This is a genomic window from Arthrobacter ulcerisalmonis, assembly GCF_900609065.1.
Classification (GTDB): domain Bacteria; phylum Actinomycetota; class Actinomycetes; order Actinomycetales; family Micrococcaceae; genus Arthrobacter; species Arthrobacter ulcerisalmonis.
The window spans coordinates 24,241-38,228 of sequence record NZ_UXAU01000036.1 but is presented as its reverse complement, the minus strand read 5'-3'; the positions used below and the strand labels follow the sequence as shown (position 1 = coordinate 38,228).

The window sequence follows — 13,988 nt, the reverse complement described above, 5'->3', positions numbered from 1 at the left end:
CCGCTTTGAACGCCTTCGCCATCACTTTCAGCGACCGATTCCCGGCAGCTGAAAACTACTAAAACAAACCGCCGGATACACCGTTTATGAGATAGTCCCCTCTACTTTCGGTAACCCGAGCCCGCGTACCTTTCTCGGCGCGCGGGCTCTGGCTCTTTACGTTGACGTTTGCGCCTGTACTGTTTCCCTGTGGAAAAGACCCTTGCTCAGCAAACGCCCAAGATACATCGCAGATGGGTATTGCTTTTGGCTTTGAGCGGGTTGGTCTTCACCTACCTGGCCTTTTGGGGGCCCTTCATCCCCGGCATCGGTGAGAATGCGGTGGCAGTGTGGCAGTCAATCCTGACGAACTTCGGTGTCGGCCTACTCTCTGCCGCCGTTCTGCTCTTGTTCGAACCCAAGTTCCGAAAAGTGGTTACAGAAACCTTGACGACGGCAACGGCCGGGGTCAAGGATGAGGTGCTGGAAGCGGTTCAGGTCAACCTTGACGAACGGCTGGCACCCCTTACCGATCGAATCGATTCGCTTTACGACGCGCGGCTGGCTGAACAAGAAGCAGTCATCAACGACCTTGCCCGCGACTTCACCCATGAACGGGTTCTGAAAACCTTCAGAGAAGCCTCAGACGTAAGCGCCTTGTGTAACGACTCGATAGTCGTTCAGGCCGAGGACGAGCCGGGGAGACTTCACATCGGCTTGCAGTTGAGAGTGCCGAATGAGCTCCAGAGCAACATCCCGCCACACCGCAGGGAAGCGGTGCAGGAGGAGGAGTACAAGGCATTGCATCTCAACGCATCCGGCAAAGGGCTTTGGGCAGAGGTCGTTTGGGATCCAGACGAGGACTTTGATGTGGCAGCCATCAGGTTGGCAAAGGAACTCGCCCGGAATCGGCAACGAGGCCTAGCCGAAAAAATCGATTGGAAACCGGTTCTTCCTCGCTTTGAGAGGGGCATCAGAACCGCCATTGATGCCAGCAACAACGTTCCGGGTGCTCTGCCCTTGAAGAGTGGCTTGGTGGAAGTGGCTGGATCCGATTCGGCGCCGTGGTACCTGACAAGTGACGGTCTCCACCATCCACGTCAGGATTGGTTCCTCCACAGGCGGCACATCGGAACCAAGAGTGGATGGCCGAATTACAGCCCAGAGAAAAAAGTGCAAAAGCCTGATTGGGCTGATCAAAAGGAATGGGACTACATCCTCAATCGCTCAAGATCCCATTTCACCAACTGGTGACAAGGGGCCCTGCACACCAACGGTGTGCGGGGCTCCTCTGCGTGGAACCGGGCGTCAGCGGCCGCGCGTACGGTTCTTGCTCTGCGCCTGTGCCTGGCTGGCGTTCGCTCCATGGTGATTATGGCAGTTTGAGTGGGGACCGGTTTTGCAGTCTCAGTTGGGCCCACTTCGCGGCTCGCCGGTTGATGAATCGCAGTTTCAGTTGAGCCCACCCCACGGTTGATTCCATCAGAGGTTTTTCCCGACGGTGGAAGGCAGTGATGGAGTCGAGAGTGGAGCTATTCGCGAGGATCCGCCGGGATGCCAGGGTCAGGGGCATATCGATCCGTTGCCTTGCCCGGGAGCACCGGGTTTCCCGGAGAACGGTCCGGCAGGCGCTGGCCGCCGCGGAACCGCCGGTGCGCAGGGTTGCCGTCCGGGAGGCGCCGAAGCTGGGTCCGCTCAAAGGCGTCATTGATGCGATGCTGCTGGCCGACCTGGAAGCTCCGCGGAAGCAGCGCCATACCGCTCAACGGGTTTTTGACCGTTTGGTTGACGAGCATCGGGCCGTCATCTCTTACTCCACTGTTCGCCAGTATGTGAAGGCCCGCAGGACGGCTATCGCTGTCGAGTCAGGGAACGCCCCGGTTGAGGCCTTTGTGCCTCAGGAACACGCGCCCGGGGCGGAGGCAGAGGTGGATTTCGGTGATGTGTGGGTGGACCTGGCCGGAGTCAGGACCCGCTGTTACATGTTCGCGTTCCGGCTCTCGAACTCGGGGAAATCCATCCACCGTGTGTACCCGACCTGCGCGCAGGAAGCATTCCTGGAGGGCCATATCGAAGCGTTCACCGCTCTGGGTGGTGTCCCGAGGAGGCATATCCGCTATGACAATCTGACCTCGGCCGTCACGAAAGTCGTTTATGGGGCCGGCCGGCAACGTGTTGAGAACGAACGATGGGTGCTCTTCAAATCCCACTATGGTTTCGATGCCTTTTACTGCGAACCGGGTCTCAAGGGCGCCCACGAAAAAGGCGGGATCGAAGGAGAGGTCGGACGGTTCCGGAGGAACTTCCTAACTCCGGTCCCGGCGGTGGCGACCCTGGCGGAGCTGAACGACAAGCTGCGGGTGTTGGACGACGCGGAGGACCGGCGCAGGATCTCTCAGCGGCTCCGGACCATCGGGCAGGACTTCGCCGTCGAACAGCCCTTGCTGGCGCCGTTGCCGGCAGAGGGTTTCGATCCGGGCGTGGTCCTGACGCCCAGGGTGGATCGTTCCTCGCTCATCACCGTCCGTTCGACGAAGTATTCCGTGCCGGTGCGGTTCATCAACCGGAAGGTCAGGGTTTCCCTGCAGGCGACGCAGGTCAGGATCTTCGACGGACGGACTTTGATTGCCACCCATCCACGGACCGTGGCCAGGGGCGGGCAATGCGTGCAGCTGGATCACTACCTTGAGGTCCTGAAATTCAAACCCGGCGCCCTGCCCGGCTCCACCGCATTGGCGCAAGCCCGCAAGTCGGGAGTGTTCACCCCGGCCCATGACGCGTTCTGGGCCGCCGCCCGCAAAACCGACGGAGACACCGTCGCAACCCGTGAACTCATCGATGTGCTGCTGTTGCACCGAATCATGGACGCTGCCGACGTCGTTGCCGGGATCACGGCCGCCCTGCAGGTCGGGGCGGTCAGCGCCGACGTCGTCGCAGTCGAAGCAAGGCGGGTGGCCACGGAACGGATCACCCCGGGGTGGGTCCGGCCCGATTGCGATCCAGGCGCGAAAGAAGAAGTCGTCGAGCACCGGATTGTCAGCCTCACCCAACGCCGCCTCGCGGACCCCGCCGCCGTGATCGCCGGACTCCCGCCGGACCAACGCCCGCTGCCCACCGTGGCCGGCTATGACCAACTCCTGAACAAACGCACCACCCACTCCACCGACCTGCATCAAGTGCCACCGAGCAAGGAGCACGTCTCATGAGCCCTACCGCACCCGTTGTCGTGTCCCAGACCCTGCGCCGGCGCCGGGGCCTGACCGAACAGGCCGCTGCGGCAGCCGTGGACCAGGCCTGCCGGCGGCTCCGGCTGCCCACGATCCGTGCCGTCCTCGACGAAGCCGTCTCCGTCGCCGGAAAGGAACAACTCTCCTACCAGGGCTTCCTGGCCGAACTGCTGCTGGCCGAGTGTGATGACCGGGACCGCCGCTCCTCCGTCCGCCGGGTCAAATCCGCCGGATTCCCCCGGGATAAATGGCTCGGAGACTTCGACTTCGACGCGAACCCGAACATCAGCCCCGCCACCATTAACACACTCGCTGCCGGGGATTGGATCCGCAAAGGCCAGCCTCTCTGCTTGATCGGGGATTCCGGAACCGGGAAGTCCCACCTGCTCATCGGGCTCGGGACCGCCGCGGCAGAGAAAGGCTTCAGGGTGAAATACATCCTCGCCACGCGGCTGGTCAACGAGCTCGTCGAGGCAGAAAACGACAAAGCCCTCGCCAAGACCATCGCCCGCTACGGACGGGTTGACCTGCTCTGCATCGACGAACTCGGATACATGGAACTGGACAAACGCGGCGCTGAGCTCCTGTTTCAGGTTCTCACCGAACGCGAAGAAAAAGCATCCGTGGCCATCGCCACCAACGAATCCTTCTCCGGGTGGACCAAAACCTTCACCGACCCACGCCTCTGCGCAGCCATCGTCGACAGACTCACCTTCAAAGGCACCATCATCGAAACCGGGACCGACTCCTACCGCCTGGCCCACACCATGGCGCATCAATCCACCGGCTAACAGGGTGGACTTGGGGGTGTTGTTTTTAGGCAACCATATCTTCGAGCAACTCTGGTCTCATTGGCAGTCTTCCGTCCGGAAGGTTGGGCAGACAGTTGGGCCCAGGCTTGCGTTCGAGGTGCTGCGAGTGTCCGTTGTTGCTGGGGTCGCCGTAGTAATCGGGAAAAATCAGGCGGATATGAGTGACCAGGGATGAGCAGGGCCTGCTTGGCCAGCGTCAGGTGCTCGGCTGGAGCGTGCGGAAGTCGGCGTGGGCCTGGTCAACGGCTTCGGGATAGGCCTGGCGTTTCTCGTGCTCGTTGAGCGCCCGGTAGATGCTGGCCAGGCTGGGGTTTCGGCCTTTGCGCTTGCCGGTGGGGATGATCAGATCCGGGCGGATGTCTTCCACGGACTCACCGTTCGCGCGGCGGCGCAGCACGGTGTGCAGCATGTCGTCGGTGATCACTGGCGGGCGTCCGCCGTGGTTTCCCTTGCGGGCGGCCGCGTTGAGGCCTTCGAGGGTGGCCTCGCGGATGTTCTCGCGTTCGGTCTCGGCCATCGCGGCGAAGAACGCGAACAGCACCCGGCCGGTGCCGGTCGGATCGTAGACGCCGGTCAGGGGCCCGGCGAGCATCTCAAGGGCTATGCCGTGCGCGGTGAGGTGGTCGGCCAGCGCGGTCAGCTCGGCGGAATCCCGGCCAAGGCGTTTCATCTCGTAGACGGTGAAGATGACACGGCAGTGCGGGGCGTGGGCCTTGATCTGCCGCGCGGCGTCGAGTGCGGCTTCGAACTTCGGGCGGACCCGCACGCGGGTGGAGACCTTCTCGGCGAAGATCTTGTCGCGCGGGATGCCGTGCGCGGCCAGCGCATCCAGCTGCGACTGGAGTTCCTGGGTCAGGTGCGAGCATCTCGCATAGCCGATGCGGATGTCCGCGCTCGGCGTGTCCGTCGGGAGTGGTGCCGGCGGCGGCGTGCCCGGTCGCCAGGGCTGGCCAGGTCCGCGGTCCGCCGGGGTCGGCACGCGCAGCGCCTTCGCCAGGCGAGGGACTTTGGTGAACCGGCCGGTGTGGTAGGTCGAGGCGACCGCTCCGGAGCGCGACCGGCACGGCGAGCCGGGCTGGACGTCGCAGCGGGGGCACGGATGCTGCTCGACTTCGTCAGCGTTGGACTGGTCTGTGGCTTCGGGATCGCTGCTCACTCCGAAATTCTCTCACAAACATTTCTTATAAGTTCGCCCAGGCATTCTTTGAGTGAGAATGGGTTCTGAGAAGAAATCCGGCCTTCCCCGGTCCACCGGGCCGCAGCGTGGATCGCCTTCTCAGAATCGGGCGTTTCTGCGACGTTTCCGGAGGCAGGTCAACTGCACGGCTTTGCTCGGTTTCCAATGTCACCTGCACTGTCTTGGAAGGAGAGGCAGGTCCAGGGATTCGCAGCGCGGGCCTCCACAGGTGAGTAGGTGCAGGGACTCGGCGCGTACAATCTTCATATGAGTGAAGATAAGAATCATTGCAGACTTGATGCTGATAGCCAGTATGTTGAGCTCGCGGTAGAGGTGTTCGCGATGCTCGCGGATGCTACGCGCGTCCGGATTATTCTGGCCCTTCGGGACGGGGAAATGTCCGTCAATCATCTGGCGGACATCATCGATAAGTCTCCGACGGCCGTGTCGCAGCATCTGGCGAAGCTTCGCCTGGGCAGGATCGTGGCTGCCCGGCAGGACGGGACCCGGGTCTTTTACCGGCTTGCCAACGAGCACGCCCGCAAGCTTGTCGCCGACGCCGTGTTTCAGGCCGAGCATTCCCTCGGCGGTGAGCCGGCCCATCACCGCATTGATATGACGCCTCGGGAGACTCCGGCCACGGACGCAGGGGTGCGCGCGTGAGCCAGACATTGACCTCCCCGGCCGGGGCTGCCACGGGCAGGTCCCTGCCCAAACCTCCCTCCATTTTCCGTACCGGGGCCCGGCTGCCCGAAGTCCGGTGGGCCACGGTTGCTTTGGTCCTTTTCCTGATCGGCGGGGCAGCGCAGCTGGCCGGGGCACCGGCGGCCGTGTGGTGGTCCTTCTATCTGGCCTGCTACGCGGCCGGCGGCTGGGAACCGGCCCTTTCGGGTTTGCGGGCGCTGCGCGAGAAGACCCTGGACGTGGATCTGCTGATGATCGTCGCGGCGATCGCGGCCGCGGCCATCGGCCAGGTTTTCGACGGGGCCCTGTTGATTGTCATCTTCGCAACATCCGGCGCCCTGGAAGCCCTGGTCACCCAGCGGACAGCGGACTCCGTCAGCTCCCTGCTGGGCCTGGCCCCGGAACGCGCCACCCGTCTCCTCGACGGAACAGGCCTCGAAGAAGAGGTTGATACCGCGGACCTGCTGGTCGGCGACGTGATTTTGGTGCGCCCGGGTGAGCGGATCGGCGCCGACGGCACCGTCATCCGGGGAGTCAGCGAGGTCGACCAGGCGGCGATGACCGGGGAATCGGTTCCGGTCATCCGGCGCGAAGGCGACGAGGTGCTCTCCGGGACCGTCAACGGCAGCGGTGTTCTCTCGGTCCGGGTAGCCAAGGCCGCCAAGGACTCGGTGGTCAGCCGCATCGTGACCCTCGTGGAGGAAGCCTCCGCGACCAAGGCGAAGACCCAGCTGTTCATTGAAAAAGTCGAACAGCGCTACTCCGTCGGTGTCATCGTGGCGACCCTGCTGGTGTTTTTCCTGCCCCTGTCCCTTGGTGAGAGTCTGGAGGCCGCCCTGCTGCGGGCCATCACGTTCATGATCGTCGCCTCCCCGTGCGCTGTCGTCCTGTCCACTATGCCGCCGCTGCTGGCCGCGATCGCCAACGCCGGACGGCACGGCGTTCTGGTCAAGTCAGCAACCGTGATGGAACAGGTCGGACGCACAAACGTTGTCGCCTTCGATAAGACCGGAACCCTCACGGAGGGAACCCCGAAAGTCACTGCCGTTGATTCCCTGCATGCAACCCTCAGCGACGTGGAGATCCTGGCTCTGGCGGCCGCCGCCGAACAGTACAGCGAACACCCGCTGGGCCGGGCCATCCTCCGGGACGCACGGGAAAGGGGCCTGACCGTGGCACCGGCAACGGGCTTCAAGGCCGTCCCCGGCCAGGGCGTATCCGCCACCGCCCAGGGCCGGCACATCCGTGTCGAGCGGCCCGCCGCGGAAACGGAGGACGACGTGGCCGGCACCGTCGTCTATGTCATCATCGACGGGGCCACCGTCGGGCGGATCACGCTGGCGGACAGGCTCCGTCCGACCGCGGCCGCCACGGTCGAACGGCTCCGCCAGATCACGGGCAACCCGGTTCATCTGCTCACCGGAGACAACCAGCGGGCGGCCGCCCAGATCGCCTCCGAAACCGGCATTGACCAGGTCAGGGCACGGCTGCTGCCTGCCGACAAGGCAGCGGCCGTGCACGCGCTGGAACAGGACGGCCACCGGGTCCTGCTGATCGGCGACGGTGTCAACGATGCACCCGCGATCGCGGCCGCAACCACCGGCATCGCCATGGGACGGCACGGGTCCGACCTCGCCCTGGACACGGCCGATGCCATCATCGTCCGCGACGAGCTGGAAGCCCTGCCGTCACTCATCGCGATCTCTAAAAGGGCACACCGGTTCGTCATCGCGAACCTCGCCATCGCGGCCACATTCATCACGGTGCTCGTCACGTGGGACCTGATCTCAACCCTGCCGCTGCCGCTGGCCGTTGCCGGACACGAAGGCTCCACCGTCATCGTCGCCCTCAACGGCCTGCGGCTTCTGCGCAGCCAGGCCTGGAAGGGCTGACCGGGAGCCACCATCCCGGCGACACCTCGCGCAGTCCCTGGTTGCGGGGCGGCGCGCCAGGCGGCGCCCCGCAACCAGATCGAACAAAAAGGACGATGAATGAATACCGGACCCACACACGGGCGGACAGCGGTGACGGTCCCCGGACACGGCCGTTTCACCGTCACCGCCGAAGCGCTGGAGATGATCGCCGCCTTCGGCGGCTCCCTGCACTGTTATCAGGGAACGGGCGGCTGCCGGGTCCAGGGACTCTACTTTTCGCGGACCCGGCCAAAAAAGTTCCTCGCCGGCACCCTCGAATCAGCCGCCGATACGACCCGGGCCCTGACGATCACGGTCAGCCACGAAATCGCCAGCCGGCTCGACGGAGCAGTCCTGGACTTCGGCAATTACAACCGCATGCAACGATTCGTGTGGACCGCCCTTCCAGCGGTCAAAGGCCCCCAATGCACCTGCCTGCGGTCCATGGGCAAACCCGCGGGCAAACGCTCCCCCTGCCTGGACGACATCGGCGTGGGGATAACCGACCTCTGACTACGGCCCGCACGGCCGTCTTAGCCAACTCCCCGCCACCAACTGCGCAGCATGGAGGATCAATGAGCACTCCACAACACGACCGTCACGGGCACGCCAGCGACCATGCCAGCGACCACGGGCACGACCACCATGACCATGGGCCCGGTCACTCCCATCCCACCGGGATCAGGGGATTCTTCTACGCACTCTTCGTCCCGCACAGCCACGACGCCTCGGATGCGGTCGATGACGCGCTGGAGGCCAGTGCGGAAGGCATCCGGGCCCTGAAAATCAGTCTGTTCATTCTGCTCGGCACCACGTTTCTGCAGCTGATCGTGGTTCTCATCAGCGGATCCGTCGCCCTGCTCGCCGACACCGTCCACAATTTCTCGGACGCCCTGACGGCGGTTCCCCTGTGGATCGCGTTCATTCTCGGCCGGCGGGCCGCCAGCCGCCGCCACACGTATGGATACGGCAAGGCCGAAGACCTGGCCGGGCTTTTTATCGTCGCCGTCGTCGCCTTGTCGGCGATCGTCGCGGCCTGGCAATCGATCGACCGGCTTTTCAATCCGCAGCCGCTGCATAACCTGGGGTGGGTGCTGGCCGCGGGCGTCGTCGGATTCATCGGCAACGAGGCGGTGGCGGTCTACCGCATCCGGGTCGGCCAGCGGATCGGCTCCGCCGCCCTCGTCGCCGACGGGGTCCATGCGCGCACCGACGGGTTCACCTCCCTCGCCGTCGTGGCCGGCGCCGGCGGCGTCATGCTGGGATTCCCGCTGGCTGACCCGATCGTCGGACTGCTGATCTCCATCGCCATCATCTTCCTGCTCTGGGGCACCGTGCGCAGCATCGGCCGCCGGCTCATGGACGGCATCGAACCCGGGCTGCTGGACCGCGCCCAAACCGCCCTCGAAGAAACACCCGGCGTTATCTCGGTCCCCAGGCTGCAGCTGCGGTGGGTCGGGCACCGCCTGCAGGGCGCCGCAACGATCATGGTCGCCAACACCTCACTGACCGAGGCCGAAAAGGTCGTCTCGCAGGCCGAAGCCAGCCTGGCCGTCGCGCTGCCCAATCTTGACGACATGCCCATCCGCACCGTCAGCGGCACCCCGGCCGCCTCGGATGTGCCCCAAACACCGACGCCGCTGCAGTCACATCCCGGCCAGGACGGTGACGGGTGGGAACGCCGGCCCTGAACGCGGATCAACGCGGGCACGAAAGTCGACTATGGTTAGTGCATAGACGCGCACGTATGCACCTAAGGGAGTTGGCCTGATGTTAGCGGTTCTGCGGAATGTGACCTACCGGCGGCTGTTCGCTGCCCAGATCGTGGCCCTGATCGGCACCGGGCTGCTCACGGTGGCCCTCGGGTTGCTGGCCTACGACCTGGCCGGCCGGAACGCCGGGGCGGTGCTGGGCACGGCCCTGACGATCAAGATGCTCGCCTATGTGGGTCTCGCCCCGGTGATCAACGCACTGGTGGCCCGGCTGCCTAAAAAGCCTGTGCTGATCGGGGCGGACCTGATCCGGGCGGCGATGGCACTGTCTCTGCCCTTCATTACTGAGACCTGGCAGATCTACGTGGTGATCTTCCTGCTGCAGTCCGCCTCCGCGACCTTCACCCCGGCCTTCCAGTCGCTGATCCCGACCATTTTGAAGGACGAGCGGGACTACACGCGTGCGTTGTCCCTTTCCAGGCTGGCCTATGACATGGAAGCCCTGGTCAGCCCGGCCCTTGCGGCCTTGCTGCTGACGCTGATCAGCTACAACAACCTGTTCATCGGCACAGTAGCCGGCTTCCTGTTCTCGGCCTTCATGGTCACCATCACGGTCCTGCCCCGGCTCTCCGCGCCGGCCGGGCCGCAGACGTCCCTGTGGCACCGGACCACCCTGGGTACACGGATCTTCTGGCGCAACCGGCGCCTGCGCTCCCTGCTGGCACTGAACCTCGTGGTCGCAGCCCCGACGGCGCTGGTGCTGGTCAACACCGTGGTCTACGTCCGCGACGTCCTGCGGCGTCCCGACACGGACCTGGCCCTGGCTCTGGCCTTCTTCGGGGTCGGGTCTATGATCGTCGCCTTGTCAGCGCCCCGGGTCCTGGACCGGTTCGGGGACCGTGCCGTGATGCTCACCGGCGCCGCACTGATCCCTGCCGTGCTGGCCGGTGCCACACTCCTGACCTTCCTGGGCGTCGGTGACGCGGGCTGGTGGCTGCTGCTGGGGCTGTGGTTCCTGCTCGGTGCGGCAAACTCCACGATCCTCACGCCCTCGTCCCGGCTGCTGCGCGATGCCTCCACCGAGGAAACCCGGCCGTACGTCTTCACCGCGCAGTTCTCCCTCTCCCACGCCTGCTACATCCTGACTTACCCGCTGGCCGGCTGGATCGGGGCTGCCGCGGGACTGGGCTGGGCCGCGCTGGCTTTGACAATTGTTGCAATGATAGGCAGTGCAGGGGCATTCCTGTCCTGGCCACGGCACACCGCCGCGGCATCCCAGGAACCAGCCATCAAGGAGCAGGCCGTTGAGCAGCAGGCCCAGGAGCGCGTTGAGTCCTAGCAGCGCGCTGAGCACCGTCCCAGTGGAGCCGTCCCTGTCCCACCCGGTCACCCCGGGCCCGGAGCTGCTGGAAGCAGCTGCGGGGACGCTGCGCATGCTGGCCGAACCCACGCGCCTGCACCTGCTCTGGCAACTCTCCAACGGCCCGAAGACCGTCACCGAACTCACGGACGCATCCGGGGCGCCCCGGACCGTGGTCAGCCAGCATCTGGCCAAACTCCGGCTCAGCGGCCTCGTGGACACCCGCAAGGACGGCCGCCACGTCATCTATTCCCTCCACGACGGGCACCTTGTCCGGCTCATCCGCGAAACCATCAACCACGCCGACCACCGGACCACCGGAGAACCGGCCCACGACTGACGCCCCTCCCGAAGCCCGAGGCCAAAAAGCCGCCACTTGAAGCTGTGATTTAACCGCCATTCCCGGCTAACAACCTCAGCAGTCGTGCGCATTGGCCTTGATCGTGTCCGGTGACCGCTCGGCAACGGCAAGATACCGCAAATAGCGTTCAGCCGGGGCCACGACGGCGCCCTCGTCGAGCAGCGTGAACAGCCCCCGCGCCGCCCGGCCCGGGCCCCGGTGTCAGAACAGGGTGTCGCGCACCCGCAACGGCCGGTAGCCGGTGGGGCCGAGCTGGGCCAGCTCGCCCTCGATGTCGACGTTGATGGATCCGAAGAAGTTGATGTTCTCGCTGTGTGCCGGCGAGATGTGGGCCAGCACCTCGTCATCGATGCGGCGCCCGGCCTGCCGCAACGAATCCACCGCCAAGCCGTAATACTCCGTCGTCCAGGCCACCACGGCGTTGGTGACCAGGGTCAGACACCACGCCTGCTCGGTCTGCTGCTCCAGGTGCCGGGCACGAACGGTGCCCTCGTGTGCGTAGAGCAGGTCCCGTTTGAGTGCGTGCAGCGACTCTCCCTTGTTCAACTGCCGGGAGATCTTGCGCCGGTAGGCAGGGTCGGCCAGGTAGCGGGCGGCGTAGATGGTGCGGCGAAGGGACCCGTACTCTTTCAGCGCCGCCGCCAGCGCGTTCTGCCTGCCGGAGGCGGACAGCTTGCCGACCAGCAGCGACGCGGTGGCGTGCCCGAATTTCAGCGACCCGGCCAGGCGGAGCAGGTCGTCGTAGTGTTCGGCGATCAGGTCGGTGTTCAGCTTGCGTGTCAGCAGCGGCCCGGTGTTTGGATAGTCGGCCTCGACCTGCGTGCGGGACCCCATGCGGTTGAGGGTGATCTTGCCAAGGTCCCGGATGCGTGGCGAGAGCTGGAGTCCGAGCAGGTCGAACAGGGCGAAGTTGACCAGCGTCACCCCATGGGTGTCCGTCGCGTGCTCGGTGATGGGTATGTCGGTCGCGTTGCCCAGGATTTCGTCGAGAACGTAATGGGCCTCGCGTTTGGTGGCGACGATGACCTTCGTGCCGTAGGTGGTGTGCTGGTCGGTCACGTGCGTGTACGTCGAGAGCCCTTCGTTCGCGAAATACCTGCTCAGTGCCCTTGCGGTGACGGACTTGCCGCGGGTCGGGAAGCGCTGGCCGTCCGATGAGGACAGGGTGCCGGTGCCGAACACCGGGGTCAGGGGCAGCCGTTGGTGGTAGTCAATGATCGCCAGGTTCGCCGCGCGCAGCGTCTCCTCCCGCACGTACCACTCGGCGGTCCAGGCCAGCACGTCATAGGAGATCCCGCACGCATCAGCCATCCGTGTCAGGCGGAGGTTGGTGGAGTGGCTGATCAGCACCGCGATCAGGTTCCGCTTCAGCTCCGGGCTGCGCGCCTGCTTGCCGCCGGCGTGGGTGAAGCAGTCCAGGTAGCCGGTGCGCTTGTCCAGCTCGATCAGCAACGACACGATCGGCGCGAACGGCAGCATCTCGGTCAGCTCCGCCTTCAACGCCGTCGCCACGGCCGGGACGTCCTCTGCGGTCAACGGAGAGATCACCAGATCACCGTCCTCGTCCAGGCGGACCGGTCCGTCCCCGCCGGCCAGCACCTCCTCGAGCTCGCCCAGCGCCTCGCCCAGCTCGTCCTCCGCCGCGGCCAGTGCACGGGCGGGGTCCGCGGGCTTGCCCACCAGCTGGCAGAACTCCGCGCGCTGGTTGGCCCACTTGTCCGGGGCCAGCAGGTAGGCGGCCGGGTTGGAGTAACGGCGCGAGCCCGGCACGAACACGTCCCCGGTGCGCAGTCCATCGCGCAGGGCCAGCAGCGTGCACAGCTCCCAGTAGTGCCGGTAGGCGCTCGTGTTGCCGGACACAGCTGCGGCCTCCAGGTAGCCGCGCCACCGCGCGGGCACGAACCCGGTCGGCGCGTCGGCCGGGACACGGCGGGCGCCGGTGGCGTTGAGTCCGCGCAGGATCTCCACAGCCTCGAGCAGCCCGGTCGCGGGCGGTGCCGCCGGCGAACGTCACCGCAGCGAGGACCTGCGGGGTGAACTGCCGCAAATACCCGTAGGAGCCGTCCAAAGCCGCGAGGTGCCCGTGATCGCGCGGCAATCGCGGAGCGGCCTGCGCCACCGCGGATCGCAGGCGGGCCCACCCAATCCGGTCACCACGGATCAGCCCGCCGACCTGCTCGTCGGGCACGGCCGGGTCGGTGACGATGGCCAGCAGATCATCCAGGAGCGCCTGCCGGTCCTCCCCGGCCTTGCCCCGCTCGGCAAGCGCCTCGCGCATCTTCCGCCCGGCCTTGCTCTCCCGCGCGGAAATGGCCTGGTCAAACAGCTGCACGACCTCATCGAGCACATCGGTCGCCGACTGCGCCAGCACCGTAAGCAGGATCGGGTAGCGGCGCTGCGGATCGCGCCGTTCCAGCGCCTGCACGGTCAACCGGCGCCCGACCGTGGCCAGGAACCGACGCCGCTCGGCGGGCAGCACCGACAGGTCCAGAGTGTCCGCGCCCAGGCCACGCAGAAACTCCAGCTTGGCGACCTCAGCTTTCACCGCGGCCGGGGACGCCTCGACAGGCCCTGTCGACAGCCACCGCAACCGCGTCATACCGACCTCCGGGTCAGTCACCAGCAACGCGTCCAACGCGGCGCACCGGGCATCGGTAAACTCACGCGCCAACCGGTCGAACGTCTCCCGCTGCGCCTCCTCCCGCGCGTGCGCGACCCGCTTCACCACAGTCACCGGCCCGGGCCGGAGCACCCGCGCCGAGA

General features: G+C 65.6%; 10 protein-coding genes and 1 pseudogene. 9 read left to right on the top strand and 2 right to left on the bottom strand.

What is annotated here, in order from left to right; translation table 11 throughout:
• Positions 1 to 189 precede the first annotated feature (189 nt).
• The 3 genes from PSET11_RS12275 (at position 190) to istB (ending at position 3,997) form a co-directional block, all read left to right on the top strand.
• Positions 190 to 1,233 carry a hypothetical protein gene (locus tag PSET11_RS12275; RefSeq protein ID WP_124092608.1) on the top strand — a complete coding sequence of 348 codons (1,044 nt, stop codon included), beginning with the start codon at positions 190 to 192 and terminating at the stop codon, positions 1,231 to 1,233.
• A gap of 260 nt (positions 1,234 to 1,493) precedes the next feature.
• A complete protein-coding gene (istA, locus tag PSET11_RS12270) occupies positions 1,494 to 3,185 on the top strand; it encodes an IS21 family transposase (protein ID WP_124092607.1) in 1,692 nt (563 codons plus the stop codon).
• Entirely contained in the window at positions 3,182 to 3,997 is an 816-nt protein-coding gene (gene istB / locus PSET11_RS12265) for an IS21-like element helper ATPase IstB (protein WP_124092606.1), read from the top strand. The genes istA and istB overlap by 4 nt, the downstream gene beginning before the upstream one ends.
• Before the next feature lie 217 nt (positions 3,998 to 4,214).
• On the opposite strand, the gene PSET11_RS12260 is transcribed toward istB, so the two are convergent.
• Entirely contained in the window at positions 4,215 to 5,174 is a 960-nt protein-coding gene (locus PSET11_RS12260; protein ID WP_124092605.1) for a recombinase family protein, read from the bottom strand.
• Between the two features lie 288 nt (positions 5,175 to 5,462).
• On the opposite strand from PSET11_RS12260, the gene PSET11_RS12255 reads away from it, so the two are divergent.
• From PSET11_RS12255 to PSET11_RS12230, 6 genes are all read left to right on the top strand, one after another.
• Positions 5,463 to 5,858 (top strand): ArsR/SmtB family transcription factor, encoded by a 396-nt coding sequence (locus tag PSET11_RS12255; RefSeq protein WP_124092604.1) that lies wholly within the window; start codon positions 5,463 to 5,465, stop codon positions 5,856 to 5,858.
• Positions 5,855 to 7,771: a heavy metal translocating P-type ATPase gene (locus PSET11_RS12250; protein WP_124092603.1), complete on the top strand. Its 1,917-nt coding sequence runs from the start codon at positions 5,855 to 5,857 to the stop codon at positions 7,769 to 7,771. Before PSET11_RS12255 ends, PSET11_RS12250 begins: the two co-directional genes overlap by 4 nt.
• A gap of 99 nt (positions 7,772 to 7,870) precedes the next feature.
• The gene (locus PSET11_RS12245; RefSeq protein WP_238989139.1) at positions 7,871 to 8,305 is read left to right on the top strand and encodes a peptidase; all 435 of its coding nucleotides are present in this window, start codon (positions 7,871 to 7,873) and stop codon (positions 8,303 to 8,305) included.
• Between the two features lie 62 nt (positions 8,306 to 8,367).
• The gene (locus PSET11_RS12240; RefSeq protein WP_124092602.1) at positions 8,368 to 9,483 is read left to right on the top strand and encodes a cation diffusion facilitator family transporter; all 1,116 of its coding nucleotides are present in this window, start codon (positions 8,368 to 8,370) and stop codon (positions 9,481 to 9,483) included.
• A 79-nt stretch (positions 9,484 to 9,562) separates the two neighbouring features.
• Positions 9,563 to 10,843 (top strand): MFS transporter, encoded by a 1,281-nt coding sequence (locus PSET11_RS12235; RefSeq protein WP_124092601.1) that lies wholly within the window; start codon positions 9,563 to 9,565, stop codon positions 10,841 to 10,843.
• Positions 10,833 to 11,204, top strand: a complete 372-nt coding sequence (locus PSET11_RS12230) for an ArsR/SmtB family transcription factor (RefSeq protein ID WP_377947501.1) — start codon at positions 10,833 to 10,835, stop codon at positions 11,202 to 11,204. Before PSET11_RS12235 ends, PSET11_RS12230 begins: the two co-directional genes overlap by 11 nt.
• Positions 11,205 to 11,426: 222 nt before the next feature.
• On the opposite strand, the pseudogene PSET11_RS16745 reads toward PSET11_RS12230, so the two are convergent.
• Positions 11,427 to 13,214: pseudogene (locus tag PSET11_RS16745) on the bottom strand (Tn3 family transposase); the annotation flags it as partial.
• Positions 13,215 to 13,988: the final 774 nt, after the last annotated feature.